We start from the raw sequence: 26,770 nt of genomic DNA on the forward strand, positions 1-26,770 counted from the left end.
ATAATCCACTTATATGTTTTTAAAAAAAGCCAGGCGAATGCCTGGCTTTTCATATCATTTAATCATCATATTCAACACTTAATACTTTTCCTGTCTTAGCATCAATTTCGACTTCTGCTTCTTGTTCGTCATCTTCAAACTCAATTTCAAAAATTTGTTGTCCATCATCTTCATCTAGTTCAGCCTCTTGTACCGTTCCGTTATGAACTTCTTTTGCAATGTCGATTGCTTTCTCACGGCTAATGATTTCATTTGTTGATGTTTGTTCAGATGACTTTACTTGTTTATGATTAGCTGAGTTTTTCTCGTTTTCGTTTTGATCAGACTCGTTATTATCCTCTTTCTCTGTATCTTGTTCGTCGTCACGATCGTCATATTCAACTTCGATGACTTCTCCGGTATACGCATCTACATATACTTCAGCGTCTCTATTTTCTTTGCTCTCTATTTCTACTTTGAATAAAAGCTTGCCATTTTCATCTTCCAGTTCAATTTCTTCAATGTTTCCTTGAACTTTGCTAAGTACGATATCTTCTAGTTCATGGGCACCGACTAATTTATTTGTATCTATTTCCATATCAGTGTCCACCTCTGTTTCGATACCGTCTTTTCCATAACTTTTATCAAGGGTTTGATCACTCATTGCAGATACCCCAAAAGCTCCTCCAGCAGTTACAATGACGGCTACTGTACCTAATAATATTTTCTTCTTCATTTAACTTCCTCCTTTTGTTTCTTGGTATACTCTTACTGTAAACGTTCAATATGAGAAACAACGGATAGAATTATGAGAAAATGATTAGAAAAGAGTAAAAATCCACAAAAAAAGAACGAAGGCTAACGTTGCTTCGCTCTTTCTATTTACGGGCAAATCACCTCGGCAGTTTTGTGTTTTACAAAGGTCTCGATTTGATTAGATGATTATATTAATTATGACTACAGTGCCCAATATCACAAATAAAAAATCTATAATTGCCGACTTCTTATTTTCTTCTATTAAAGACTTGTAGAATTCATACACAAAGCTTATGAAAAGAGCAACTATTATTAATAAAAGACCAACACGATCATTGGTTCCTTCATTACCCAGAATGAGATCTGCTGCAAACAAAAACAAAATAGTAACTACGATTCCATAAATAACTTTAATCGTTTGGTTAATTTTTTCTTTACTCATCAGATCCCCCTTTATTTATCTCCATTTAACTAAAATGTCTAGTTTATAAATTGAAAAAAATTGGCGAATCTTAATTATCTTAATTTTACCATAAAGTTTAATTTTTTGTAATTTAGTCTTGAGTTGTGGATTAAAATGTGAGACAAATAAAGTAGTGAACTATATGATTTTCAAAGAAATCATAGAAGCATTTTATACAATAGTTTCCAAGCATTCACTAATTACGTAAACGTATTTTATCAGCAAATAAATTAATCATCTTTAGAAACTGAAATAACTTTCCCTGTAATCGCATTGATTCGAATCACATAATCTTCTTCATCGTCGTCTACTTTCTTTTCTACTTCAACATGGTAGTAGGCGGTTCCATCGACTTCTTTCAGCTCAATATCTTCTAGTTCTCCAGCTATTTTATCCAAAGCAATTTGACCTGCTTCTTTCTTTGTAATCAATGTGTATTGACGACTTTCATCTTCAGCTGGATTTTCTTGTTTAGACTGTTCTTTACTCACCCGTTTTTGTTCGCTTAATTCACCTGAGTTTGCATCCACATGAATTTGAATCGTTTCATGAGAGTTATCAATCGTTAATTTAATGTACGGTTGCTCTTCATCAACGAACTCGGATGAGATGATTTCACCTTTGTATGATTGCTTCACTTTTGTTTCAGCTTCTGATAGGGTTAGCTGATTTTCTTTATTTTCTTGCGTATTTTCACTTTCGTTCTCTGAATGATTTTCATCTGACGGTGGATCTTCGCTTTCTTCGATAATGAAATCTTCATCAGACGTTGATGACTCTTCTGAAGTTTCATCAGAAAGCGGTTGAATATTGAGTACTTGCCCTTCTACAGAATCAACGGAAATTAAATATTTACCATTGCTTTCTTCGATTTTCACTTCAAATTGTTCATCTTTCTCTTCAATCGATAGGACTTGAGCTTGGAATCGTTCTTCAATCCTTTCCTTCACTTCACTAACAGAGAGTTCTTCAGCAGAGGATTCACCGAAAAAGAATTGCTGCGCAATCAGAAAAAGAGTAATCGTCAGTATCGATCCTCCAGCCATCCAAAAGATTCTTTCTTTATTCAAAAGGCATTAACCTCCTTGAGTTGTCCATTTTAACCAAAGTATAAAACATAGAGATTAAAATTTAATGAGAAACGGATGAAGGAATCGTTAAAGTGACCGTTGTTCCTTCTCCAACCTGACTTTGGACATCTATTTTTATATCAAGCGCTTCTGCTAAATCACTAGCTAAAGCAAGACCGAGACCACTGCCCCCTTCATCACGGCTTCGCGCCTCATCCACACGATAAAAGCGATCGAATATTTTACCGATTGATTCTTCTGGAATACCTATTCCGTAATCCTTAATGTTGATGACATAGTTTGTCGCTCGCATTTTAATATCAATTTCAATCGATTCTTCGCTGTATTTACGGGCATTATCGATAAAGATATACAATAATTGTTTAATTTTTTGCTGGTCTGAGCGAATTGGAGGAATATCTTCATCTATGGTTAACTTTACTGTTCTGCCATAAGAATATTCGATGTTTTGTGAAGCTCGTTTCACAGTTTCTGATAATGAAAAAGATTCAACATGCAATTGCCAGTCCTTTTGTCTTCGAGCCAGCATGAGTAATTGCTCCGTCAAATCCCGCATTCGAACGGCTTCTGAATGAATAGCTTCAATGGATTCCATAACCAACTCAGGTTTCTCTAGTCCGCGTCGCTTAACCAGATTGGCATAACTTTCGATGACAGTGATTGGCGTTCGTAGTTCGTGGGACGCATTGGAAACGAATGCTTCTTGTTTTTCATAGTTGTCTTTCAAAAGATCAATCATTTCATTAAATGTACGCGTCATCGTATATAGTTCATCACCCGGTTTTTGTTGGTATTCGATATGCTTAAATGATGAACTCGTCTGAATATCTTGCATGGTACGAATGAGTGATTGTATTGGACGACTAATAAAATCAGCGAGCACTCTACCAGAAACCATTACCGGAATAATCGCGACTAAAACGACCAGAACCAAAACAAATCGGAGTGTCCGCAGGTTATCTTGTACAGCACTTAAATTTTCAAAAAGCTGCACATAAACAACTTCACCATTCTGCCAGATCGTCGGTACTTGGACATAACCGATCACTGTATTCGAATCTTCTGTTCTTCCACTCATTCGAACGGAATTGAATGGGATTGTTACCTTCCGTAATGACAAATAATCACCTGACGTAATTTCACTTAATTGATTGCCTTGCTCGTCTAAGATTCGTAACATGCCGTTTGACGGAACATAAACACCGAGTAAATCGTTTACCGGAAAACTTTCGTCTGCTTGAGCGATTCCTGTCAAAATATTTGTAACTTCATCTTCCATTTGATCGATTTCCCGGTCATATGTAATGTGGGAAAAAGTAAAATAAATTGTAATGGAAAGCAGAATAGTAATCACAACAAACACAACAGCAGTATATAAAAAGATTCTATTTTTTAGATTCATAAGCATCCTTCATGACATAGCCGACGCCTCGAACGGTATTGATTAATTTGTTATCTTGTTCTCCGTCAACCTTTTTTCTTACGTATCTAACATAAACATCAACGACGTTCGTTTCGCCATAGTAGTCGAATCCCCATACGGTTTCTAAAATCTGTTCTCTAGTTAAAACATGGCGGGGATTATTCATGAAATAAACAAGCAAATCAAATTCTCTTGGTGTCAGTTCGATCAATCGGTCACCACGGTAAACTTCTCTCGTACTTTCATTCAGCTTCAGATCGGAAAAAACCAACCATTGATCATCTATTTCATTGTTAGGCTTCTGCTTCAAACGAAGAGCTGCTCGAATTCTAGCTAAAAGTTCTTCGATTTGAAATGGTTTGGTCATATAATCATTGGCACCTAAATCGAGACCTGTCACTTTATCTTCAATAGAGTCTTTTGCAGTCAACAATATGACGGCAACTTGCTCATTTTCTTTTCGAATTCGACGTAGGATTTCAATTCCACTCATTTCAGGAAGCATGATATCGAGTAACACGACATCCCATTTTTCTGTTCGAAATTTTTCAATCGCTTCATATCCTGATGAAGCTTTATCGACTGTATAGCCTTCAAATGACAACTCTAATTCAAGCACACGTGCGATTTTATCTTCATCTTCTACAATTAAAATGGATGCATTGTCAGACATACTATTCACCTACTTTTTTCGCCTTTAATTATATGTTCATCTTATCATAAGAGAGAAAAAATCAGCACAAATCGAGTCCATAAGACTACTCGGTTTGTGCTGATTTTACGTTAGTTTATTTACTTATTCGAAAGCCAATCTTTCCAAAGTTCTTACTTTGTTCTAAATAATTGAATGCATCCACATAGTTCTCCGCTTCAAACATTCGATCGATTTCCGGTTTAATCCCGTGCTGTTCGATAAATTGAAGCATTTCACGGAACTCTTCTCTACTTCCCATCGTTGATCCTAATAAGTTGTATTGTCCATAGAAAAACTTCCGGATATCGATCGTCACCTCATCATCCGTTGTGGCACCAAATGTGACAATCGTTCCACCACGTCTAATGATTCCGAGGGATTTTTCAAAAGTGGCTGCACCGATGGATTCAATTAATAAGTCAACGGATTCATCTTTCAACTCTTCATTCCAATCCGAACCAGTCAAAATTCCACGGTCAGCCCCAAGCTTCTTGGCTTCCTCTAGTTTCTCTTCACTCCGTGACGTAACAATCACACGTGCTCCCGCCGCTTTCGCATATTTTAGTGCGAACGTGAGGACACCACTACCGATTCCAGGAAGCATGACTGTTTCATCTTTTTGTAAGTTCCCTCTTGTGAACAAAGCTCGATAGGCTGTCAATGCAGCAAGTCCTAAAACACCCGCTTCATCCCATGATAATTGAGTCGGTTTTTTCTCTACTTGTGACTCTGGCAAAACAATGTATTCAGCAAATGTTCCATCATCAGGAAAACCCACGATATTGAATCCTTCAGGTGGCACGTCGCTATTCTGCTCCCATCCCAAGCTTGGATTGATAATTACTTCTTGTCCAATTTCGAATCGTTCTGCATCACTTCCGATCACTTCGATAACCCCAGCACCATCCGATCCTGGGATTAAAGGTGGATCATTTTCTTTGTGGCGCTTAGTAATAACAGCTAAATCTCTACGATTCATTCCTGCAGTTTCCAACTTAATTAACACTTCTCCAGCTTTCGGTTCTGGTTTCTCTGTATCTGACCAGCGAACTCCTTCTACACCTGCGATTTTTTCATGAATCAATGCTTTCATATGACGAACTCCTCTCTATTAGATCTTCTTTTAATGGATAGCGTTCGAAAAATAGTTTTCCTCCTGGTGGCAATTGTGCTATTCGCCACAAATCTTCCGTTAAGACGGTTCCGATTGTTGGATACCCTCCTGTTGTTTGAGCATCAGCAAGCAGTATTATAGGACTTCCTTCCGCTGGCACTTGAATCGTTCCATAGGTCGTCGCTTCCGACAAAATATCTATGTTTTCTTTCCGCTCTAAACGATGACCCTGTAATTGGCACCCCATCCGGTCAGCTGCTTTAATTGTAAAGCCCTTCTCATAAAAGTATTGAATGGACGAATCTTTGAAGCTACTTTCATAATGACTCGGAACGACACGTACCGTTACTTCCTTCGTATACGTCGGAATCTCCATTGGTTGGATTGATTTGGCATGAGCTGCAGTTGACTGTCTGCCTTTAATGTTATCACCTTTTTGAAAGGCTTTCCCGAAACCTGCTTTCTCATAGACGGATTGACTTCCTAAATAGCTCGGTGATTCAATACCACCAGGAAGAGCAATATACGTGCGCATGCCTGATTTTGGACCTTTAAACGTCAATCGATCGCCTGAATGTACCGTTAGTTTTTTCCACATTGGAAGATGTTTTTCATTTATATAGCCATTTAAATCTCCGCCAGTGACGCTTATATCCGTATCTTCCACGACATCGAGTGTAACGCCACCCATTGTTATTTCAATAACCGCTTCCTTTTCTGAATTACCCAATAAATAGTTAGCACAATTTGCGGCGTAATGATCCATAACACCCGATATTGGTACTCCGAATGAACGATGCTTTTTCCGACCTTGATCTTGAACAGTCATCAAAATTCCTGGATTGATTACTTTCAACATAGATTTCTTCCTCACATTCCAAAGGTTGTCATAATGTGGATTCCTTCTTTTTCAAAAGCATGTTTACAAGCTTTCGCATGCTCGACAGCTTCTGGTGTATCACCGTGGAAACAAAGCGTGTCTGCATGGAGTTCAATGTCCATACCGTCGACGGACGTTACTTTTCCTTCTTTTGCAATACGTAATGCTTGTTCAACAACACTGTCTGTATCATGTAAAACGGCATTATTTTCAATTCTCGGTGTCAGTGTTCCGTCATTTTGATAGGTGCGATCCGCGAAAGCTTCCTGTGCGGTTACCAAACCTACTTGTTGGCCTGCTCTGATAAGCTCACTGTTAGCTAAGCCAAACAAAACGAGCCGTTGATCAAAATCTTTGACCGCTTGGGCAATCGCCTGTGCTACAGATGAATCTTTGCACCCCACATTATATAGAGCTCCATGTGGCTTCACGTGGTTCAGGCGGCCGCCGTGTAATCGAACGAATGCCTGCAATGCACCTAACTGATAAATCATCAACTCATAAATATCTTCTGGTGTATGAGGTATGTTTCTTCTTCCAAATCCATGTAAATCGTAAAAACTAGGATGAGCACCAATCTGTACACCTTTTTCCATCGCTCTCTTAACCGTTTGCGGAATGGTTTTATAATCACCCGCATGAAATCCACATGCAATATTACATGAACTGATAATACTCAATAATTCTTCATCATTCCCGACAGAAAATGCACCGTAACCTTCTCCAAGATCCGCATTAAAATCAATCGCCATCTTGAATCACCTCAATTTTTGGTTCAAATAATTTATTTTGTCGGATGGACTTGTATTCGTCTTCATCGACCGGATAAAAAGTAATATAGTCACCCGCCTGATAGTAGAATGGGTATTTTTTATCTAATCGGATGAGCTCCACTGGTGTTGTTCCAATAATATTCCATCCACCGGGCGATGAAACAGGGTATATGCCAGATTGTGAATTGATAATCCCTACACTTCCTTTTGGCACTTGATTTCGTGGTTTTTCCAGCCGAGGAATTGAAAATTTTTCTGTGAATCCACCGACATAAGGAAACCCAGGCAAGAAACCAACCATATAAATGGGATAAGCCTGATTCGTATGGTATTGAATGATTTCCATTTTACTCAAACCCGTTTTTTCAGTTACTCGTCCTAAATCCATTCCATTATAAAGCACAGGTAAATAAATGTTTCGAACGCTCTTCTTCACTTCCCTATACCCCTCATCTTCCAACAAAAGATTCAATTCACTTTTTACGCCTGGATATGATTGCTTAGTTGCATCATAGAAAACCGTTACATTCGTGAACGTAGCCACTACATCCACGATAAACGACCACTGTTGGCGAAGTAGTAAGTGACGGAAATGTTGCACCCTTTGATTCGTTTGCTTACTCAGTTCATTTCCGAAAGAGACAATAATCGCTTGGTCACCTAATGGCATAAATTGGATTGGATTCATTTATTTCAACTCACTTTCAATCTCAATAATTAAACGCTCTTACTTTTCGTAATTACCCTGTTTAACCATTCGCAGAAACTAATAAACTTCATTATTTTCATTATTTTTAAGACTATTTTAACATAGTTCGGGTATAGTCTTAGTTAGGGTAAAACTCTTTCGCGTCCATCTAATTCCATGGATATTTCTTCTAAGTATGCTAAAATAAATTTATATTCAGTAAACGGAGGTTTGATTTGTGGGAAGAGCCGGAAAAATGATTGACAGAGAAATTGAAAGTGATTTCCTGAATGAAACAATAACCATCAAAATTTATGAACCTGAAAATTTTAGCTCATTGTATAAATACCATCTTTGTATCATGCAAGATGGAAATGATTATTATCAACTTGGTCGAGCAGCTACTGTAAGCGATCGATTACACGGTGACGATAAAATCGAAAACACCATTTTTGTTGGAATCCATTATCAAGACCGCTACGACCGTTGGGATAAGTATCATCCAGACGGCGAGAAGAATGCCGATTACATTAAATTTTTACGGTCAGAGGTTGTTCCGCTTTTAGATGAGGAACTGCCTGGTTACAATGTCGGCTCTTGTCGCGTACTCATGGGAGATTCACTCGGTGGAACCGTTTCTTTAATGACTGCGTTAAAATATCCAAATGCATTCGGAAAAATTATTATGCAGTCTCCATATGTTGATGAACAAGTTTTAAAAGCCGTTGAAGCTTCTGAAGAAATTGCAAATATGACCATCTACCATACGATTGGAAAAGATGAGACCGAAGTACCTACGACAAAGGGTAGCAAAGATGATTTTTTAGAACCTAATCGAAAGCTGCATGAGCTTTTAAAGAGCAAAGTCGCAGATTATTATTACAAAGAAAATGAAGGTAAACACACATGGAAGCAATGGCAGAAAGATTTGCCACAGGCCCTTCAGACTATTTTTGGAAAATAATCAGCACATGAAAAGTTTTTCAGTCTCGTATCTGTTATAATAGAAGTTAAACAAAAATTGAGACGACTATATTTTTTAGGAGGGATGATTGAATGAGTCAATTAACTTACGGAATCGCTGCATTTCCATCAAAAAAAATTCAAGACATTGCCAATTCTTATCGGATGAGGTATGATCCATCATACTCCAAGATACCTCCTCACATTACATTGAAAGAAAGTTTCACCGCCGATCAGCAAACGATTGACAGATTGTCTAAAGACCTTTCGAAAATCGCGAAAGAGACAGAACCATTTGACATCGAAATAAAGAAAGTTAGTTCGTTCAGCCCGATTACTCATACGATTTATTTAAAAATAGAACCGAATGATACATTGAGTAAGTTGAATGAACAAATGAATGCTGAAGGCTTTCCAGGTGAACAAGCGTTTAAGTTTGTTCCACATATAACGATCAGTCAAGATTTATCTGAAGACGAACACTCTGATGTGTATGGCACGCTAAAGATTTCTTCTTTTGATTTAAAAGATACAATTGATCGTTTCCAACTTCTTTATCAGCTCGATGACGGTTCTTGGACCGTTTATGAGACATATAAGTTGGGTGAATGATGATCAAAATTAAGGAAGTAAGTACCGAACGAGAGAGAAACGATGCCTATCAGATCCGCCAAGAAGTATTTGTTGACGAACAAGGTGTTTCCATGGATGAAGAGATGGATGAACATGATGAGCACGCCATCCACTTTGTCGGTTATATTGACCAACGCCCTGTGCTCGCAAGCCGTTTAAGATTTGTCGATGAATATGGAAAACTTGAACGAATTTGTGTAGTCAAAGATGAACGTGGAAATCATTATGGAAATAAAATCATTGAAGAAATGGAAGAAACGATCAAAAAACACGGATACTTCAAAGCTAAACTGAATGCACAAAAGTATGCAGAAGAATTCTATAAAAAATTAGGTTACCAAACGATATCAGGTGAGTTTCTCGATGCTGGTATTCCCCACTTCACAATGGTTAAGGATTTATCTATTTAGGTATAAGTATCTACGTAATATAATATAAAGAAAGCCGGATAAACTTACGTTTATCCGGCTTTCTTTATTAGAAAAAATTCCAATTTATTTGGCAGGAAGGAGATTTGATTGTCGATAACCCTTCTTAATAACCAAATTGACGCTTCGGTGTATGAACAAATCCTTTCAAACGCATACTATTGAGAGGATTTAATGACATGGAGGGGACCAAAATGGGATTTGGATCCATTGCATTGGAAGCCATCATTGGATTTATAGCACTTTTTATATTGACAAAGATTCTCGGTAAAACACAAATGAATCAGATTACCGTTTTCGATTTCATCTCTGTAATGGTACTGGGTGAGCTTGTCGGTAATGCTGTTTATGATCAAGATGTTGGTATTCAAGAAATTTTATTTGCGGTTGCTCTTTGGGGAGCTCTCGTCTATGCCATTGATTTTTTTACTTTAAAAGTTCGAAAAAGCAGAAAAATATTAGAGGGAATGCCCTCGATACTCGTTCGCCGAGGAATTATCCAGTATGACGAATTAAAGAGAAACAAACTGGACCTTAGCCAAATGTTACAACTGCTGCGTGATAAAGATGTATTTTCATTGAGAGAAGTTGAGTATGCCATCTTTGAGCCAAGCGGTACAATTAACGTACTTAAAAAACATAATTACCAACAACCAGATCAACAAGCATTAAATATTCCAGAGCAAGATGTTTATTTACCGATTACCATTGTCGCCGATGGAGAAATTGTTGAAGAAAACTTAGATGAAATTGAATGGGATGAAAATCGTGTTATAATGGAAGCGGAACGACAAGGTTATCAATTGAAAGACATTGTATATGCAGAATGGGAAAAAGGGAAAGGCCTGTTTATCCTATCATCTGAGTAAGGCCTTCCCTTGATCTATAGTAAGCATCCAGTCAATAATTTGTCTGGATGTTATTTTTGTGTAGTCCTATTACCCCATTCTAAAAAAGCAAAACCTTTTATTAAACAGAGTCGCTAATAAACTTTCCTTTCCCTGTAATATCGGGAAAAGAAATATCTTTCCTCTTCCCTACTTTCGCTTGTTCAGTTACAAAGACGGTATTCTGTTGTGGTTTGTTTGTTCCTTCATGATCAAGTCGTTTCTTCAGTTGTTCTTTTCTTCGGTAAAATTCATCTAAATTTTGATGCTTCGCTAATTGTTCATGTAGCTTCACATGGTAAATCCGTTCCCATGTGATTGGATGAACTACATTTTGGACTGTTCTTAATTGATATTGGTTTGTTTGTTCCATTTTGACCGGAGCAATATAGCCCATTGACAACGACCTCCTCTATCTACTAACCTATTCCCTTTATCACAAAATATATGCCTATTCTTTATGACGTTCTTACGACTTTTACTTTACAACCATTTGACTACTCTATTTCATCTAGTTCCTACAAATAAAAAAACCGTACGATGAATATGACGAATCGATCATCGTACGGAAACTTATCTGCTTATGAACCTTTCATGAAAAAAGTTAAATCCAAAAAAATGGTGGTCTTCTTTCTTCGCTGTCAAAATCTCCGTCATCTTGTTCATCAGATGCTTCATTTTCATGTTCCGCTTCAATTTCTTCTTTGTTATGATCTGTTGGTCTCCATAAATCTGGTCTTCCCGAACCAAAAAATGGATCTTTTCTTTCTGGCGGTTCGAATGATACACGATCTGCTTTGATAACCAAGTCTTTTACGTGAATTTCTTTTTTATCTTCAGACAAGTTATTCATCTCCTTTTATGAAAATGTACATTACTACTATATTCATCCTCTGTCAGTTGGGAATAGTCAAACGCCCTTTTCCTTACAAAAGAAGGATTGCATTGATTTTCTAGAAATACGACATCCGCCCACACTCCACTAGGTAATTCGCATAATGTAGTAGCGTATAAAAGGTCATTTGACTAGAAAGGGGATATTATATGAGTTGTCGCTGTGATAAGAAAGATCGAACGGGAAATTGTGTTTGCGATATACTTCGTCAAATCGTGGAGGCACAACGAGATACAGTTGATCATGAGTGTCAGATTGGCTGTGAGCAATCGATTCAAGATTTGTTAGGTGATTCAGCTGCACCGAATAATCTCGATACGGTCCCTGTACTACTATATTGTGACTGTGATCCTTTTAAAGGATTCGGAGTGTATAACAACTCGAGCAGAACGGTTGTTGCAAGCTACTATTTCCGCGTCAAAAGTGTAGATAGTGATTGCTGTGCAGTTCTAGAACTACTGAGAGATCCACAAGAATCTCAACAAAACTTTACTGATCCAACACGTCAAAAGACTGCTAATCTTAAAACCACTGGAATTTGTATTACAGTTGATTTAGATTGCTTCTGTCATGTCACTTGTCTGCCAGCAGTAAACGCTTGTAGCTAATTCAGTTGAAGAAGCTGCCTTGATATAACTCAAGGCAGCTATCTTATGCATGTACATCTATAACCATCAAAAAACTGGCTCAGCCATATGGCCTTGCCAGCACATCATCTATAACCCCGCCAAACGAATATCTTTGATAATCTTCCTGGATATTTTGAAAGCTGGTGATTGCTGTGGCTTTAAAATGATCGCATTCTCATTGATATCTTGAATTGTTCCTTTAAAACTTGTTTCTTCAGTAATAATTTCACAATTCATTTGAGGAATTGTTAATAACAAGCGGCTTAAATGCTTGAATTTCTCACTTAAATCGAATGATTCAAACGAAGTTTTATTAGCATGATCTTCATTGTGCTCATTCGATGCTTTTTGTTGCGGTGAATCCTCTGTTGAACCTTCTTCTTCTCTTGCGTTATTTTTACTTGATTTTTTTGAGTAATAGAACGATTGTGCTTCAATCTCTGTTGAATGAGAGCTTTTTTCTTCGATAAATAATAATGGTGGTTTTACACGTTGCACGTATGGATCACTCCTTTGTCAGTTCTTCTCCATCATATGCAACGGATGCATTCTTGTGCGTTTGTACCGGGTGTTTTAGAAAAGATATTCATAAAATAAAAATTAAAACCTCAAAACCGATTGAGGCTTTGAGGTCTAATGATTTTATTCTGTTAATCCTAAAATATTATAACCTGAATCGACGTGTAAAGTTTCGCCTGTAATACCGCGTGAAAGATCACTCATTAAGAAATAAGCCGTATCTCCAACTTCTTCTTGCGTAACAGGTTTACGTAGTGGTGCTCTTTCTTCAATTGTCTTCAAAATCGAGTTGAAATCTCCGACACCTTTTGCAGATAATGTACGAATTGGACCAGCAGAAATCGCATTTACGCGGATTCCTTCTTTACCAAGATCGTTTGCAAGGTAACGCATTGTCATATCTAAGCTCGCTTTGGAGACGCCCATTACGTTATAATTTTCAACAACGCGCTCTCCGCCAAGGTATGTCATTGTCAAGATGCTTCCACCTTCTGTCATCAGCTCTTTAGCCTCTCTCGACACTGCTACCAAGGAATACGCGCTAATATTTTGAGATAGTAAGAAGCCATCTCTTGAAGTATCAATGAATTCCCCTTTTAAGTCTTCCCGATTGGCAAAAGCAATACAGTGAGCCAATCCGTGAATAACACCTACATCTTCTTTAATTTCAGCAAATGTTTTCTTTATAGCCTCATCGTCTGTAACATCACACTCATAAAAAAGTGAGTCGTCTCGATCCAACGTTCCAGCTAATTCTCTTACTGGTTTTTCAAAACGGTCACTAGCATACGTGAAGATCAAGCGGGCTCCTGCGTCATGTAAAGATTTAGAGATCCCCCAAGCGATGCTTCGTTTATTAGCAACACCCATCACGACGTATGTACGACCTTCTAATGAGAATTTCATTTCATTGGCCTCCTATTTGTAATAAGTTAGTATTTGTTATTAGTACCTAGTCCTATTTTATAAGAAAGCGCATCATTTAACAATCTTTTTTATCATTTATTTTGAAATAGGGATTTATTCCATGTTTAAATCAACAAATACATAAAGGAAGTAGCCAAGCCGAAATAAATCAACACTGAGATAATATCGTTAATCGTTGTGATGAATGGGCCACTGGCGACTGCGGGGTCTATATGAAATTTGTGCATTAATAATGGCATCAATGAACCGGCAATCGTTGCAACCAAAAGTGAAGCAGCAATTGAAACGCCGACGATAATACCGAGATATAGATGGTCCATCCAAACAAGAATAATAAAAAACATGAGTATACCGCTTGTCACACCTGTAATTAAACCAGTTACAGTTTCTCGACGAAGCCGCTTAAAAAAGCCCTCTTTAGATATTTCACCTGTCGCTAAACCTCTTACAGTAACAGCTAGTGCTTGTGTTCCGCTATTCCCAGCCATTCCAGCAATTAGCGGAATGAATATTGCCAACACTGCAACTTGGTCAAGCGTTTCTTCAAATCGTCCAATGAGACTTGCTGTAATAAGTCCGAGAAACAGTAAAATAATGAGCCATGGCAAACGCTTTTTTGCCGCATTAAAAGCCGTTTGGTCTCCTGGCTCCATATCCGTAACAGCTGCCAATTTGGAGTAGTCATCACTGGCTTCGATATCCATAACATCTAAAATATCGTCGACGGTAATGATACCGAGCAAATGTTGTTGCAAGTCAACAACAGGCAATGCCAAGAAGTCATAATCTCTCATTAACTGCGCAATATCTTCTTGGTGATCGCCAACATAAGAAGAGACAACTCGGTCACTCATGACATCACTGACTTTATCGTCTTGTTCGGAGATGATTAAGTCTCTTAGTGATATAACGCCGACTAATTTCTGTTCATCGTCGACAACAAATACATAATAAATCGTTTCCGCATCAGGTGCCGCTGAACGAAGATGCACCATTGCTTCTCGAATCGTCATATTTTGGTTAATGACGACATATTCCGTAGTCATAATACTACCGGCAGTTTTTTCTTCATAATGCAGTAAGCTGCGAATTTCGTCAGCTTCTTCTTTGTCCATCAACATTAACAAGCTCGTCGCTTGGTTTTTATCCAGAAGGTTCAGTATATCTACAGCATCATCCGTCGGCAGATCATCAAGGATCCGAGCAGCATATTCTGGATTCATTTCAAGCAAACGTTCACTGAAGAATTCAAAATTCATATGTGTACTAAGTTCAGACATTTCTTCTGGCGAAAGATACGTATAGATCTGGAAACGTTCTTCACTCGACACTTCTTCAAAAATCGTTGCCTGGTCATAAGGGTGAAGACTCAAATACGCTTCTCGGAATAATTCTATTTGATCATCTTCCAATGCCTTCATTACGTCTCGATAATTTTCTTTTCGTAAGAATTCCATATTTTCTGTGTTGTTATTTTCCATAAAAAAACCTCCTCAAGGAAGCAAATCCGTAGTATTATTGTATAATGAGTTAATTTATTCGACAAATGACTCAACTGTTTTAAATTGTCGAGAATTGACGTATGATTAAAAATGAAACAAACCTTAATAAGGGGAATACACATGGAAAATTACTCTAAAGAAAGATATCCTTTAGATTCTTTTTTAATTACAATCATTGTAGCACTGATTGCTATCAGTTGCTTTACATTATATACGTTACAAGATTTCTTGCCTGGGGACATATCGGGAATTAAATTTTCTATCCGGCAAATTATTTGGTTTTTAATCGGCAGCATTGGTGTTGTTGCCATTATGATATTAGATTTCGACTGGTATCGAAAAATTGCATGGATTGTATATGGATTCGGTGTGTTTTTGTTGGCAGGATTGTTTTTTCTACCATGGAGTACAACATTAAACGGAGCTACACGGTGGTATGAAATTGCGGGTCAAACCATTCAGCCATCCGAATTTATGAAAGTTTTTTTCGTCGTCGGTTTAGCGCACATGATTACATCACATAACGAAAAGTGGACGCAGAAAAATTTAACGTATGACTTGGTTTTACTCGCAAAGTTATTAGCTATGTCTTTGCCTCCTTTTGTATTGATTGCTTTACAGCCTGACCTTGGCTCTGCTTTAGTAATTGTCTCCATTACTGGCTTTCTGACGTTAATTTCGGGTATACGCTGGAGAACGTTACTTACGATATTTGGCACTGTTTTTGGTACGATAGCTGTAGTGGTCATTCTATATTTATCTAACACAGACAAATTTATTGAAGTCTTAATGAATAGCCCGTTTGACCACGTAGCTTATCGAATTCAAGCTTGGCAAAATCCTCATTTATACAGTGATGGATCAGCCATGCAAGCGATTAAGTCGATGTTAGCTATCGGTTCAGGCCAATTATTCGGTAAAGGCATTATGGGCTTTGAAGTTTATATTCCTGAAAGACATACGGATATGATTTTTACGGCAGTGGCTGAGCAGTTTGGTTTTATCGGTGCTAGTATCGTCATCGTCCTTTATTTCCTAATGATTTACCGAATCATTAAGATAGCTTTAGAAAGTAAGGATCCGTTCGGGACGTACTTATGTGTAGGTATGGTAGGGCTGTTTTCCTATCAAATCTTCCAAAATATCGGAATGTCGATTCAACTGTTGCCTTTAACAGGAATCCCTTTACCATTCTTGAGTTATGGAGGAACCTCCTTGCTCGTTTATATGGCAGCAATCGGTCTCGTTCTAAACATTCATTCTCGAAAAAGAGAATTTATGTTTGAATCTGATCAATAAATCAATCATTATATGAATAGAGAAAAAACTAGAGATAACTTTTTATGATGGAGGAATAAGTATCGGTTAGCGGAGGGAATTTAGATGGATGAGGAAGTACAACGGAAAGTTCTATGGGTAATCGGAGCTATTATTATCGGAATTACTGGAGTTTTAGTTGCACTGATTGGACCGAACATGATCTTATACTTTTTGTATGAGCATAATCAAACGAATGTTTTTTTAATTGAGGTACCGGTAATCGCGAATTTGTTACTCGGTTTTGGTACACTGGCATTTGTCCTGTTTTGTATTTTAATGATTTTTGAACGAAAAATGATAAAAGCAGCTGGGATTCTAATGCTACTCATTGGACTTAGCTTGAGTTATGTCAGTTTTAATTTGTACAATATGTTCGCTGGCGACGAAATTACCGTGAAAAAACCACTAGCTAAAGAGGTTTTTTCATGGTCTGAAATTGAAAATGCCAACTTCACATATGACGAAACAACCAATGAAACAGAAGTTGCTTTTCAACTTCCTGATGATGAGAAGAAATTTATTCTTTCTCAAAAACATGCCGGAGATGTCGGAACGATGAAAGTGTTATTAAAAAGAAATGATGTTCCCTATGAAGAGAAAGAAGTTTAAATGGATTTCAAATCAGTTGGCAATTGGCTATAAAAGTGAATTCGGTCTTCGCTGTATGGGTGTATGAAACTTAACGACTGGCAATGTAACGCTTGTCGATTTAACAGCTGTGTTGAACCTCCGTATAGATCATCCCCAACAAGCGGATGACCCATATATGAAAAGTGGACTCGGATTTGATGTGTCCGACCTGTTTCCAATTGAATCTTTATAAACGAGCAATTATTCTTTTTTTCGAGTAAACGAAAATGGGTAATTGCTCGTTTTCCTGTTTCTGAGACCATTCGTTCGATAATAGAGTTTGGTTTTCGACCAATCGGCAGATCAATGACTCCCTCTTCTTCTTTCATATAACCTTCCACAATCGCTACGTAATTTCGATTGATTTGTCTTTGTTGTAATAAGTGATGGGTATACCGGTCTTTTGCGATAACGATTAATCCGGACGTATTTCGGTCTAACCGGGTAACAATATGGAATGTGTTGTCAATACCTCTCTGCTCGTAGTCATACATAACACCGTTTGCTAAGGTCGGAGTATTGACATCATTAGGATTTGGTAAAACGGCCACCCCACTTTCCTTATTGACGACGAGTATCGCTGAATCTTCATACACTTTCTCTATTTCTAATGGCATTGGAGCAATCGTTTCGGAACGAATTTCATCTGGAAATTGTACTTCCAATCGATCGCCTGCACTAAGTTTCGTTCGCACAGTCACATTTTCCTCGTTCAATCGAATCTCACCGCGTTCTTTTACATCTTTTAATAATCGATTCGAAAAAAACCGTACATGAAGTAAATAATCACGTACGGTAAATTGAGTATATTCATCAGTAATCTTCCAATTCATTTTTGCATCACCCTTACACGAACGATCAATCGTTCTCTGTTCTAGCACTGGAAATAAATGAATCATGTACTCGTTTCCAAAACGGAAACGGTCTGAATCGAGCAAATCGTACTCGTTCTTCCGCAACACGGCATTGGATTGAGTGCACCTGATTGAAGCTCATTGTCAAGTGATCAATCGTAATCAAAAATGTTCGATTGTTTTTTGGACGTAATACAGTCGTATGATGTTTCGGTAGTATTAGCGGTGAGCCGACTGTACGGAATACACGGTTGTTAATCGATGCCATCTCAGTGATCTGATATGCTTCTAGCGATGGATGGATAATTGCGCCTCCCAATGCTTTGTTATAAGCCGTCGAACCTGATGGTGTGGAAATACATAAGCCATCTCCACGAAACGTTTCAAAGTGTTCACCTTTGATTTCTACATCAAGAACGACTGAACCCTCCGCTGTTTTCACAGATGTTTCATTTAGTGCAAGGTAACGATGTTCATGCTCATAATCTTTTGGACGGATGATTAGCTCCAATAAGGGATACTCAATGACTTGGAATGGTGTTCTCGCTATTTCAATAATCAACTTTTCCAATTCACTTGGAATCCAATCGGCATAAAATCCTAAATGGCCCGTATGGACACCGATAAAGGCCGTTTCTTTCAATCGATGATTATAACGATGAAATGCTTCAAGTAGAGTTCCGTCACCGCCTACTGAAATGACTAAGTCCGGTTCTTCTTCATCATAATCCATATCGAATTCAGATAAGTAGCTTTTAAATTTCGATTTGATCTCCTTCGAAACACTATCTCCTCTACACTGCACATAAAATTTCATACAAATTCTCCTTTTCTCTTCGAATGAGAACTCATTAATCATTTTTCCTTCTGAATATTTTTTGAGCGTCTTGAATTTCCTGTCTGATTTTCGACATTTCTTCATCCAGGCGGAAAGCTGCCTCTGCTGCGTTACGCAATCTTGTTTGTACTTCTTCTGGCAGTTGCCCAGCATATTTATAGTTAAGTGAATGTTCATTAATCGCCCAAAAGTTCATGGCTAGGGTTCTAATTTGAATTTCGGCTAACAGTTTCTTTACGCCGTAGATCGTTTCTACTGGGTAAAGAATAACAATATGATAAGAACGATAGCCACTTTCTTTATTTTTTTCGATATAATCTTTTTCTTCAATAATTTCGAAATCTTTTCTTGCACGGATTAGTTCAACGATTTCGTAAATATCTTCAACAAAAGGACACACAACCCGAAGCCCTGCGATATCTTGAACTTCCTCTTCCATATTGGATAGGGCGATCCCACGTCGCTTTGCTTTTTCAATAATACTCGTTATAGGTTTTACCCTTCCTGTTACAAATTCAATCGGTGAATGACGGGATTCATAGTCGAATTGCTTTCGCATCCCTTTTAATTTGATCTTCAGCTCGTCAACGGTTTGTGTATATGGCGCTAAGAAAATATCCCAATTCATAGCTGCATTCCTACTTTCTCCAACTTACTGATTTTCCACATTCCATTGTATCATAAATTAATTATGGTCAGAATCTTTGCTATGTAGTTCATAATATCGGATAATAAGAATAAGTTTTGAAGCTTGGAGGTGGCTCTATGCAAGAAATCGAAATTGAATTAAAAAACGAGCTGAATGAAAAAGAGTATACATATCTTAAGAACACGTTATTTAAAGATGCAAAAGTTAAAGAGCAAACGAATCACTATTTCGAAACAAATGATTTTCAATTAAAGAATACCGGTTCAGCACTTCGTATTCGATTTAAAAATGGAAGCTATGTCTCCACATTGAAAGAGCCACAGACGGAAGGCTTATTGGAAACTCACGACCAGCTAGACGATCAAGTTGCTTCTTCGTGGATGAATGGTCAAGTGTCCCTTGGGCCGAATATTCGTAGACAAATCGAACAGTTGAATATTTCAGAAGAGTCCATTCGGTACTTTGGTCAGCTGACAACGTATCGACAAGAAGTAGAAAAAGATGATTGCTTGCTCGTATTGGATCATAGTATATATCACAAGCAAGAAGATTACGAGTTAGAGATTGAAGCTCCGAGTATGCAGAAAGCACAAAGCAAACTGGAAGAAATCTTAACGACTTATCAAATAGAACGACGTCCGATTGAAAGCAAAATTAAACGATTTTTTTCTGCAAAACAATCCGATTCACATTAAATTGAAGAAATTTCAAGTAACCCCAAAAGACCATAATATTTGATAGATAGGAAGAGCGTTGCTACAATAATGAAGTATCAGAAAGAGAGGAACTTATTCATGACTGTTCAACGAGCGAATATATATGATGACATCGGAGGTTCCGAGACAATCAGTAAGTTGGTAGATGCTTTCTACGAACGAGTCGGTAAGCACCCTGATTTAATTCCGATCTTTCCAGAAGACTTGACAGAAACAGCACGAAAACAAAAGTTATTTCTCACTCAGTTTTTTGGTGGACCAAATTTATATATACAAGAACGAGGTCATCCGATGATGCGTGCGAGACATATGCCTTTTCCCATTACGCCTACAAGACGTGATGCTTGGTTAGCGTGTATGGAAGCCGCATTAGAAGAAGCAGAAATAGAAGAGCCATATCGTAGTGCGATGTTTGAGCGTTTACGTATGACCGCAAATCATATGATGAATACGCCCGAATAGAATTAGGGGGAAAGGGGAAATCGATGTGGAAGAGAAGTCATCACAAGTTATTATCGAACTAGCATCGAAAAAAGATTCCCAAATTGACCATTATCTAAATAAACCACTAGAAATGTACTTATTCATAGATCCGATGTGCCCAGAATGTTGGTCCTTTGAGCCGTATATTAAAAAGCTGGTCAGTGAATATGGGCATTATTTTAAATTAAGGCCGATTATTACCGGTTCACTATCCTCTTTATACAATCCGACTCCAGCTTATATCCGAGAGAAGATCAATAACTGGGATACGACAGCTAAAATGACTGGTATGTGTTGCGACCCAGATTATTGGCTAGTCAATCCTGAAACGTCACCTTGGCCTGTCTCTCTTGCTATTAAAGCTGCTGAGTTACAAGGACAACGTGCTGGCACAAGATATTTACGAAAGCTTCGTGAGTATCTATTCCTAACAAAGAAAAACATCTCTGATATTGATAATCTAGTAACCATTGCTGAACGAGTCAATTTGGATGTCGAAGAATTTCATAAAGATTTACATTCTGAAGCAGCCAAACGTGCTTTATTGGGAGATTTAAACTTGACGCGTGAAATGGAAGTTGACCAAACACCTTCAATTGTTTTATTCAATCGCGAAGATGAATATGATGGGTTGAAAATCACAAGTGCATATGATTATGAACTGTATGAACGCGCCTTGATGGAGGTAATGGGAAAGCATATTTCGCCTAGTATTAAACCAAGTCTCATGGAATTCTTAGCAGAACACCAATTTGTAGCAACAAAAGAAGTCGCTTTTGTCTTCGATTGGTCGATGAAGAAAACAGAACGAGAACTGTTGAAGCTATCATTTAATAATCAAATTGAAAGAATCGATGCAAAGTACGGAAGTTTTTGGATGTATAAACAAACGACATAATTTAATGATTCTAGTACTCATACTTTATCTAACCGCCCCGTAATATAATAATAGACAGGAGTTGATCGCGATGTTCATCGTCTTAGGCTGGCTATTATTATTACTCGGGGCTTTTTTATTGAATCTTCTTGGGATGATGGAATTATTACCACGCCTCATTACGTTCCCATTATTGTTCACGGTTATTTTTATATTTATTTTCACCATTACACAAAAAAATACTATTCGACGAAGGTAAAAATTCTTAAGCTTATCTTGCGGTAAAATACCTGAAAATACGATTGAACAATTCAATTCAACGTGAGGTTGCTCATTAATCTTATTTAAATGAAAAACCATTCTACATACAGTGCCGTATATAGAATGGTTTTTCGTTTTATTCAGCTAGAAGTTTTTCAAATTCATCTAGTTTCGCATCAAATACATCTAAAGCTTTATAAATTGGATCCTTCGTCGTCATGTCGACGCCAGCCTTTTTGAGCACGTCAATTGGATCTTCGCTACGACCTGCCTTTAAGTAATCCTTAAAGCGTTCGACTGCAACGTCTCCCTCTGTTAGAATTTTATCAGCCAACGTCGTTGCTGCAGCATAGCCTGTTGCATATTGATAAACATAGTAGTTCATGTAAAAATGCGGGATTCTTGCCCACTCGTATCCGATTTCTTCATCAACATGAACGTTATTGCCGAAGTATTTTTTATTCAAATCATAATAAATAGACGTTAATTTATCAGCTGTCAATGCTTCACCATTTTGATCGCGTTTATGAATTTCGTGTTCAAATTCAGCGAACATTGTTTGACGGAAAAATGTTGCTCTAAACCCTTCTAAGAAATTGTTAAGCAAGTATAACTTCTTATTCTTATCTTCCAACGTCTTTAACAAATAATCATTCAATAGAGCTTCGTTTGCAGTAGAAGCAACCTCAGCAACAAAGATTGAATAAGAGCCGTATCTTTTACTTTGGTTTTGATGTGTGTAGTAACTGTGAAGTGAATGTCCTAATTCATGTGCTAGTGTAAACAAGTTATCAATATTGTCATTCCAATTCATTAAAATGTATGGTCGAGTCAAATAGCTCCCAGATGAATAAGCCCCACTTCGTTTCCCTTTCGTTTCTAACCAATCGATCCAGCGTTCATCATAAGCTTTTTGTAGGATGGAATTGTACTCTTCACCAAGTGGCTTAAGACCTTCCAATACATGCTGTTTTGCTTCATCAATCGTTACTTCAATTTTTTCGTCTACTAACGGTGTATAAATATCGTACATATGCAGTTCATCTACACCGAGCATTTTTTTCTTCAAATCCATGAAGCGATGAAGTGATGGCAGTCGATCATTTACAGCATCAACTAACTGGTCATATACTTTTTCTGGAATATTATTTCGGTCTAATGAAGCTTCACGTGCTGAATCATAATTTCGTGCATCCGCATAAAAGTTTGCACCTTTTACTTGGCCGCTTAATGTTGCAGCGAACGTATTTTTAAAACTTTTATATGTGTTATGCATGCCTAGAAATGCATTTTTACGGACTTCTCGATCTTTTGAATCAAGAAAATCTCGATAACGGCCATTGGATAGTTGAACCTCTTCCCCATCTTCGTTCTTAATTTTTGGCAATTCCAAATCTGCGTTATCTAACATACTGAATGCTTTCCCTGCAGTAGTTGAAACTTCTTGTGATTTTGCAAGTAGTACCTCTTCTTTTTCACTAAGAACATGAGGGCGAGATTTCATTATGTCTCGTAATGTTTTTTCGTATTTTTTTAGTTCTTCATTTTGCTGTAAAAAAGATTCGATTTGTTCATCTGACATTCCGAGAATTTCTGGAGTCACGAAACTAAAGGCACTCATCGCTTCCGTCGCAAGGCTTGCGGCTCTTGCGTTTTGATCTTGGTACTTACTGTTTGTTGTATCTTGATCTGAACGCATATGTGCATAGACATATAATTTTTCCAAACGACCATCAAAGTCATCTTCAAATTGGAATAGTTTAAGTAAATTCTCAGGCGAATCAGCTAATGTGCCTTTAAATTGCTCCACTTTTTTATACTCTTCTTTTAATGCTTCAAACTCTTTCTCCCACTCTTCGTCATTCGAAAAAATGGCTTCTAAATCCCACGTCAAGTCAGTGGGTACTTCTTCTCTTGTTTTCAGTCCTGTGCTTTCTTCGGCCATCTATGTAACCTCCTTGTTTAATGATTCTTACAATTCTTTATTTTATAGCAGTTTCCATGGATTGTAAAAAGAAACTTCTCTTCTTCATTATTGTTTCCCCAAAATACGTTAAGATATTTTTATCAAAAACCAAAGCTTCATCTAAAGTTTTAGGAAATCGAGGGTGTTTGAGAACAACCCATCCTTGTGGTGACTTTTTTAGATAACCGAATGAGGATAATAATGTAAGGTATTCATATAGGGGGTGAATCGAATGAGTGGAGTGCTGTGTGGTAATTGTATTTGTAAATAATTCATTGCAAGATTTAAGAGCTTCTGTCCAAGATATATATTCTCCAATGTTTTTCTGTCTCCAGCAGCTAAGCAGAAATTGTGTTTGCCATATATAATTTGGTACAAGCAGACGGTAACTTGACTGTACTGGTAAGTGTACACAGGCTGGAAGATACTGCGGATGAAGATACTGTTGATAGAGCATCAGCATGAATCTCTTGTCGAGCTCTGAAATATGCTTTCGTTGCATTGTGCGTAGTCTTTGTTTTTCTTTCAACCAATATGTTTTGAAGCTACTTAAAGGAACATTCATTGGCATGTTTTGAAATGTTTCAATTCCCACTTTTTGAAGGGATAAATGGCTTCTTTGGACAAAGCACTTAAATTTTGAAGAAAAAAATTGTGATAAAATGGTCAGTCTTTTCTGAGGGGTTGAATAGAACAAAAGGATTGGTTGTTTAAACGGAGGTTCTTTCATAATTGCAGCTTTCATAAGAGGCGAGAGTCGAAAGGAGTGATTATAGAGAGCGTTTAAATATTGTACACCGAAAATCCAGACCGGCATAAATCCTGCTTTACGGATCCCGTTCGTTCTTGATTCGTATTCTTCTAATGAAATAGGAGCGCACTGATATTCAAATGCAACAGTTGTTTTACCGATTCTTGCTACGACATCAATGCGCTGTCCGACTTCGGGTAAAGCGTATTCTAAAGCGGAAGGATATCCTCGGTACTGGCACCATTGTTCGATATCGATCTTTCCGTTCAAATGTTCTGCTGATTCCCCTTGTCGCACTGAACAACTACTTTGTTGTTCATGTGCGAAGTGAGGGACTTTAATCCTACCGGCCTTCAAAATAACTTTTTCATTGCATTCGGGACACGTAAAAGATTCATGACGAAGCTGACTGATTTCTTGCTCATTCTTTTTATAAGCGGTAATCAATTTACCGAGCTTATTTTTAGCAACCAGCAAGCGTCGCCCTCCTCTCATTTATAATAATGGAGATAATAAGCGGAAAAACGATTCCATCACACGGATAAAAATAGAGCGTTTATTAAATGTTTCAGAAACTAACTCGTTTGAGTCGAGAAAGTCTCTTTCAAAGTCTTCTTTGAGCTCAATCGTACTATCTGTTTTAAAGAGAAACGCATTAACCTCAAAGTTTAAATGGAAGCTTCTCATATCCATATTGGACGTACCAATGCTCGCTAATTCGTCATCAACTAACATAACCTTACTGTGCATGAAGCCTTTCTCATATTCAAAGACTCGAATTCCTGCTTCAAGTAACTCAGCAAAATAAGAACGGGATGCGTGAAAAACGACACGTTTATCCGGCTTGCTAGGTACAATTAGGCGAACATCCAGCCCACTTAGACTAGCGACTTTCATCGCTGTCAATACATCATCGTCAGGAATGAAGTACGGCGATGCAATCCAGATTTTTTTCTTTGCAGAAATAATCATCGCAAAATAAAGCTTTTTAATTGTTTCCCATTTATTATCAGGGCCGCCGGCAATCATCTGGACGCCACCTTGTATCTGTTTATGATCTAAAACCTCAGTTTGTAGATACTTATGCTCCAATAATTGTTCATCTGTTTCATATTGCCAATCTCTTAAGAAGATCAATTGCAAGCTTCGTACAGATTCACCACGAACATATAAGTGTGTATCTCGCCATTTACCGTACATTTTCACTTTTCCTAAGTATTCATCACCAATATTCAAACCACCCATAAAGCCAATCTTTCCATCAACAATGACAATTTTACGGTGATTTCGATAGTTAATTCTGCTTCCAATTAACGGAAAGCGAACGGGCGCAAATGCTTGAACATGGATTCCCGCTTCCTTCATTTGATCAATGTACAAATTCGGCAATGCCCAGCAACCTACAGCGTCATATAAAAAGCGTACCTCTACACCTTGCTTTGCCTTCTCAATCAATACTTCTTGAATTTGCTTTCCAATTTGGTCATTACGCACAATATAATATTCCAGATGGATATGATGTTCTGCTTTTTTTAAAGCTTCAATCAACTCTGGAAATTTTTCTGCCCCATTGGTAAGTACGCGCGTATCTGTATTAAACGAAATTGGAGAATTCCCGAGCTCTTGTGCCAGACGGAAAAACATCTTTTGATGATCGCCCATCTGATCAATTTCTTTATTATTAAATACACGACTAACTTCATACATATTGAATGCTTTTTCATCTGCTTCTTTTTTCTTTTCGAAACGCTTTTTCTTTTTATAATTTCGTCCGAATAACAAATAAAAGAAGAAGCCAATCACTGGAAACACAGCAAAAATCAGTATCCAATTTAATGTCTGAGCTGGATTTCTGTTTTCAATAAAAATCGTAAAAACAATTAATATTGCGGATACGATAATAAAGATCGAAACAGTACCAATCAATTGGCCTTCTAAAAAGCTGTAAGAAATCCAACCGGTTATAATCAATAATCCTAAAAATAATGACACTTGCACCCATTTAAGCATCAAAAAGCCCCTTTTTATGTTAACTCCTATAATCGAAGGCTATTGTAACCATACCTAATGGTTAATTTTAGTTCAACAGCACGATATCTTATTATACCATGACCAATTTGAAGTTTCAGTCAATAGTCTGTTTGTATTTGCATAGTTCAGAGAGATAATTAAAAATTACCC

31 protein-coding genes are annotated in these 26,770 nt (G+C 37.5%); 11 read left to right on the forward strand and 20 right to left on the reverse strand.

From position 1 onward, the window contains the following. Positions 1-58: 58 nt before the first annotated feature. The 9 genes from FPQ13_RS06675 to pxpB form a co-directional block, all read right to left on the reverse strand. A complete protein-coding gene (locus FPQ13_RS06675) occupies positions 59-715 on the reverse strand; it encodes a PepSY domain-containing protein (RefSeq protein ID WP_144088559.1) in 657 nt (218 codons plus the stop codon). 198 nt (positions 716-913) lie between these two features. Further along, positions 914-1,177, reverse strand: a complete 264-nt coding sequence (locus tag FPQ13_RS06680; RefSeq protein WP_144088560.1) for a hypothetical protein — start codon at positions 1,175-1,177, stop codon at positions 914-916. Between the two features lie 251 nt (positions 1,178-1,428). Further along, positions 1,429-2,268, reverse strand: coding sequence for a PepSY domain-containing protein (locus tag FPQ13_RS06685; protein WP_144088561.1), 840 nt, complete (start codon positions 2,266-2,268; stop codon positions 1,429-1,431). 61 nt (positions 2,269-2,329) lie between these two features. Beyond that, complete coding sequence (locus FPQ13_RS06690; RefSeq protein ID WP_186279585.1) at positions 2,330-3,691, reverse strand: HAMP domain-containing sensor histidine kinase; 1,362 nt, start codon at positions 3,689-3,691, stop codon at positions 2,330-2,332. Continuing rightward, entirely contained in the window at positions 3,675-4,385 is a 711-nt protein-coding gene (locus FPQ13_RS06695) for a response regulator transcription factor (protein WP_144088563.1), read from the reverse strand. The genes FPQ13_RS06690 and FPQ13_RS06695 overlap by 17 nt, the downstream gene beginning before the upstream one ends. A 115-nt stretch (positions 4,386-4,500) precedes the next feature. Next, positions 4,501-5,499 carry a zinc-binding dehydrogenase gene (locus FPQ13_RS06700; protein ID WP_144088564.1) on the reverse strand — a complete coding sequence of 333 codons (999 nt, stop codon included), beginning with the start codon at positions 5,497-5,499 and terminating at the stop codon, positions 4,501-4,503. Then, positions 5,480-6,379, reverse strand: coding sequence for a 5-oxoprolinase subunit C family protein (locus FPQ13_RS06705; protein ID WP_144088565.1), 900 nt, complete (start codon positions 6,377-6,379; stop codon positions 5,480-5,482). Before FPQ13_RS06705 ends, FPQ13_RS06700 begins: the two co-directional genes overlap by 20 nt. 11 nt (positions 6,380-6,390) lie before the next feature. Next, positions 6,391-7,152 carry a LamB/YcsF family protein gene (locus FPQ13_RS06710; RefSeq protein ID WP_144088566.1) on the reverse strand — a complete coding sequence of 254 codons (762 nt, stop codon included), beginning with the start codon at positions 7,150-7,152 and terminating at the stop codon, positions 6,391-6,393. Beyond that, complete coding sequence (gene pxpB / locus FPQ13_RS06715) at positions 7,142-7,861, reverse strand: 5-oxoprolinase subunit PxpB (RefSeq protein WP_144088567.1); 720 nt, start codon at positions 7,859-7,861, stop codon at positions 7,142-7,144. Before pxpB ends, FPQ13_RS06710 begins: the two co-directional genes overlap by 11 nt. A 238-nt stretch (positions 7,862-8,099) precedes the next feature. Between pxpB and FPQ13_RS06720 the strand changes: the two genes are divergently transcribed. The 4 genes from FPQ13_RS06720 (at position 8,100) to FPQ13_RS06735 (ending at position 10,754) form a co-directional block, all read left to right on the forward strand. Further along, the gene (locus tag FPQ13_RS06720; protein WP_144088568.1) at positions 8,100-8,825 is read left to right on the forward strand and encodes an alpha/beta hydrolase; all 726 of its coding nucleotides are present in this window, start codon (positions 8,100-8,102) and stop codon (positions 8,823-8,825) included. A gap of 92 nt (positions 8,826-8,917) precedes the next feature. Further along, entirely contained in the window at positions 8,918-9,436 is a 519-nt protein-coding gene (locus FPQ13_RS06725) for a YjcG family protein (protein WP_144088569.1), read from the forward strand. Then, positions 9,436-9,867 carry a GNAT family N-acetyltransferase gene (locus tag FPQ13_RS06730; RefSeq protein ID WP_144088570.1) on the forward strand — a complete coding sequence of 144 codons (432 nt, stop codon included), beginning with the start codon at positions 9,436-9,438 and terminating at the stop codon, positions 9,865-9,867. Before FPQ13_RS06725 ends, FPQ13_RS06730 begins: the two co-directional genes overlap by 1 nt. A gap of 212 nt (positions 9,868-10,079) precedes the next feature. Then, the gene (locus FPQ13_RS06735) at positions 10,080-10,754 is read left to right on the forward strand and encodes a DUF421 domain-containing protein (RefSeq protein ID WP_144088571.1); all 675 of its coding nucleotides are present in this window, start codon (positions 10,080-10,082) and stop codon (positions 10,752-10,754) included. Between the two features lie 100 nt (positions 10,755-10,854). On the opposite strand, the gene FPQ13_RS06740 is transcribed toward FPQ13_RS06735, so the two are convergent. Together FPQ13_RS06740 and FPQ13_RS06745 are read right to left on the reverse strand one after the other, a co-directional pair. Then, positions 10,855-11,169 carry a hypothetical protein gene (locus FPQ13_RS06740; RefSeq protein ID WP_144088572.1) on the reverse strand — a complete coding sequence of 105 codons (315 nt, stop codon included), beginning with the start codon at positions 11,167-11,169 and terminating at the stop codon, positions 10,855-10,857. Between the two features lie 207 nt (positions 11,170-11,376). Then, on the reverse strand, positions 11,377-11,616 hold the full coding sequence (locus FPQ13_RS06745; protein ID WP_144088573.1) for a hypothetical protein: 240 nt from the start codon (positions 11,614-11,616) through the stop codon (positions 11,377-11,379). A gap of 200 nt (positions 11,617-11,816) precedes the next feature. Here FPQ13_RS06745 and FPQ13_RS06750 point away from each other — a divergent pair, with 200 nt between their 5' ends. Continuing rightward, positions 11,817-12,275 carry a CotY/CotZ family spore coat protein gene (locus FPQ13_RS06750; protein ID WP_144088574.1) on the forward strand — a complete coding sequence of 153 codons (459 nt, stop codon included), beginning with the start codon at positions 11,817-11,819 and terminating at the stop codon, positions 12,273-12,275. A 108-nt stretch (positions 12,276-12,383) separates the two neighbouring features. Here the strand turns inward: FPQ13_RS06750 and FPQ13_RS06755 are convergent, their stop codons facing one another. The 3 genes from FPQ13_RS06755 to mgtE all read right to left on the reverse strand — a co-directional run bounded on the left by FPQ13_RS06755 (position 12,384) and on the right by mgtE (position 15,223). Next, positions 12,384-12,794, reverse strand: coding sequence for a CotO family spore coat protein (locus FPQ13_RS06755; RefSeq protein WP_144088575.1), 411 nt, complete (start codon positions 12,792-12,794; stop codon positions 12,384-12,386). A 144-nt stretch (positions 12,795-12,938) separates the two neighbouring features. Then, the gene (gene fabI, locus FPQ13_RS06760) at positions 12,939-13,721 is read right to left on the reverse strand and encodes an enoyl-ACP reductase FabI (RefSeq protein WP_144088576.1); all 783 of its coding nucleotides are present in this window, start codon (positions 13,719-13,721) and stop codon (positions 12,939-12,941) included. 125 nt (positions 13,722-13,846) lie between these two features. Further along, positions 13,847-15,223, reverse strand: a complete 1,377-nt coding sequence (gene mgtE / locus FPQ13_RS06765; RefSeq protein WP_377863236.1) for a magnesium transporter — start codon at positions 15,221-15,223, stop codon at positions 13,847-13,849. A gap of 141 nt (positions 15,224-15,364) precedes the next feature. On the opposite strand from mgtE, the gene FPQ13_RS06770 reads away from it, so the two are divergent. Beyond that, positions 15,365-16,543, forward strand: a complete 1,179-nt coding sequence (locus FPQ13_RS06770; protein ID WP_144088577.1) for an FtsW/RodA/SpoVE family cell cycle protein — start codon at positions 15,365-15,367, stop codon at positions 16,541-16,543. 84 nt (positions 16,544-16,627) lie between these two features. After that, positions 16,628-17,173, forward strand: coding sequence for a hypothetical protein (locus tag FPQ13_RS06775; protein WP_144088578.1), 546 nt, complete (start codon positions 16,628-16,630; stop codon positions 17,171-17,173). Here the strand turns inward: FPQ13_RS06775 and FPQ13_RS06780 are convergent. From FPQ13_RS06780 to yjbM, 3 genes are read right to left on the reverse strand one after another with little or no spacing between them, the layout of a single operon-like run. After that, a complete protein-coding gene (locus tag FPQ13_RS06780; protein ID WP_144088579.1) occupies positions 17,170-18,027 on the reverse strand; it encodes an RluA family pseudouridine synthase in 858 nt (285 codons plus the stop codon). The two genes, FPQ13_RS06775 and FPQ13_RS06780, sit on opposite strands and share 4 nt — an antisense overlap. Before the next feature lie 25 nt (positions 18,028-18,052). Next, positions 18,053-18,865, reverse strand: coding sequence for an NAD kinase (locus FPQ13_RS06785; RefSeq protein ID WP_144088580.1), 813 nt, complete (start codon positions 18,863-18,865; stop codon positions 18,053-18,055). 34 nt (positions 18,866-18,899) lie between these two features. Next, positions 18,900-19,514, reverse strand: a complete 615-nt coding sequence (gene yjbM / locus FPQ13_RS06790; RefSeq protein WP_144088581.1) for a GTP diphosphokinase — start codon at positions 19,512-19,514, stop codon at positions 18,900-18,902. A 137-nt stretch (positions 19,515-19,651) separates the two neighbouring features. Between yjbM and FPQ13_RS06795 the strand changes: the two genes are divergently transcribed. The 4 genes from FPQ13_RS06795 (at position 19,652) to FPQ13_RS13445 (ending at position 21,870) form a co-directional block, all read left to right on the forward strand. Further along, a complete protein-coding gene (locus FPQ13_RS06795) occupies positions 19,652-20,230 on the forward strand; it encodes a CYTH domain-containing protein (protein ID WP_144088582.1) in 579 nt (192 codons plus the stop codon). Positions 20,231-20,329: 99 nt separating this feature from the next. Further along, a complete protein-coding gene (locus FPQ13_RS06800; protein WP_144088583.1) occupies positions 20,330-20,713 on the forward strand; it encodes a globin domain-containing protein in 384 nt (127 codons plus the stop codon). 25 nt (positions 20,714-20,738) lie between these two features. Beyond that, positions 20,739-21,632, forward strand: coding sequence for a ClpXP adapter SpxH family protein (locus FPQ13_RS06805; RefSeq protein WP_246065404.1), 894 nt, complete (start codon positions 20,739-20,741; stop codon positions 21,630-21,632). Positions 21,633-21,702: 70 nt separating this feature from the next. After that, positions 21,703-21,870, forward strand: coding sequence for a hypothetical protein (locus FPQ13_RS13445; protein WP_186279586.1), 168 nt, complete (start codon positions 21,703-21,705; stop codon positions 21,868-21,870). Positions 21,871-22,008: 138 nt separating this feature from the next. Here the strand turns inward: FPQ13_RS13445 and pepF are convergent, their stop codons facing one another. The 3 genes from pepF to cls are packed head-to-tail and all read right to left on the reverse strand — an operon-like array spanning position 22,009 to position 26,599. Next, complete coding sequence (pepF, locus tag FPQ13_RS06810) at positions 22,009-23,817, reverse strand: oligoendopeptidase F (RefSeq protein WP_144088584.1); 1,809 nt, start codon at positions 23,815-23,817, stop codon at positions 22,009-22,011. A gap of 37 nt (positions 23,818-23,854) precedes the next feature. Continuing rightward, complete coding sequence (locus FPQ13_RS06815; protein ID WP_186279587.1) at positions 23,855-25,066, reverse strand: competence protein CoiA; 1,212 nt, start codon at positions 25,064-25,066, stop codon at positions 23,855-23,857. A gap of 18 nt (positions 25,067-25,084) precedes the next feature. Continuing rightward, positions 25,085-26,599, reverse strand: coding sequence for a cardiolipin synthase (gene cls / locus FPQ13_RS06820; protein ID WP_144088586.1), 1,515 nt, complete (start codon positions 26,597-26,599; stop codon positions 25,085-25,087). Between the last annotated feature and the right edge of the window lie 171 nt (positions 26,600-26,770).

Source organism: Allobacillus salarius (assembly GCF_007559425.1).
GTDB lineage: Bacteria > Bacillota > Bacilli > Bacillales > Alkalibacillaceae > Allobacillus > Allobacillus salarius.